Raw genomic sequence first — 1,027 nt, 5'->3', positions numbered from 1 at the left:
AGCCCATCATGTAGGCTTGCAACTGGGAGAGCACTCTCGGCCACCGGCAACGCAACCGCGGGCAACCGCGGTAAATCAGCCGCTTCCAGCAAGGTCGGGTCCAGCGCTAATCCTTCAAGAAGCGCAACATAGGATGCAAACATCTCATCCAGAATGCGCGCGTCAAATAACTCCTCAACCGCATCCCAGTTTAGATAAAGACACCCGTCTTGCTCCATAACCTGATGATCAAGCCAAACCTGCGGGGTCTGACTGATAGTGTAGACAGTCTCAATACCCAATGCAGATATCGCCGCATTCGTGTCTTGTTTCGGCTGGTCAAGCAAACTGGTGAATACAACAGGCAAAGGGGCTCTGAGCCGTCCTGCACGGATGAGTTTCTCCGTGACGCGCACACCAGACAGGGCTGCGTGGTCAAGGGCCTCCCAGAGCCTGTCTTGAATTTGTAAAGCCGCCGATCTGACACTGGTAACTGTCTTCAAATCTACCGGAAGCAAAAGGATGTCGGTGAAGTCACCGATCAGTGTATCTGCCCCTTTGACTCGCGGCCGATTGAACACAGTGAGATTTAGTGCAAACTCAGGCGTGCGGCTCCACCTTCCCAGAACATGCGAGAAGGCCGACAGCAGGAGACTGGTTGCACTTACACCTATACGTTGAGCAGAGCTGCGAAGGGCAGCCCAGTTTTTTCCATTGAGGCAGTGACTTCGACGACGAAACGTGGTGCTTTGAAGAGCCAATTGGTCATCGCGTGTAGGCAACTCTGGACCTGCCGGGAAGGTCGCAATAGAGGCATCCCACCAACACTCCGCAGCAGCTAGATCTTGCTTCTTGACCGCGTGTTGTGAAGCCAGCACATGATCTTTAAAAGAAAATGGTAGTGGCGTCAGCTTCACATCTTGCTCTTCGTAAAGCAGTATCAACTCCTCAGCGATAATGCTCAAACTCGCAGCATCAGCGATCAAAAGATCTATCCCGAAATGCAATCGCACCATGCCATCAGGCAACACCGTCGCTTCCAGTGAGA

General features: G+C 52.8%; 1 protein-coding gene. It reads right to left on the bottom strand.

The features are described 5' to 3' along the window. Positions 1–1,027 (bottom strand): condensation domain-containing protein (locus PPL9_RS22585; protein WP_244273440.1); only part of this gene is annotated, 1,027 nt, incomplete at both ends.

The organism is Pseudovibrio sp. POLY-S9 (assembly GCF_001431305.1).
In the GTDB taxonomy this organism is placed as follows: Bacteria; Pseudomonadota; Alphaproteobacteria; order Rhizobiales; family Stappiaceae; genus Pseudovibrio.
The sequence above is the reverse complement of the archived record's forward strand: the minus strand, read 5'-3'. Positions and strand labels throughout refer to the sequence as shown.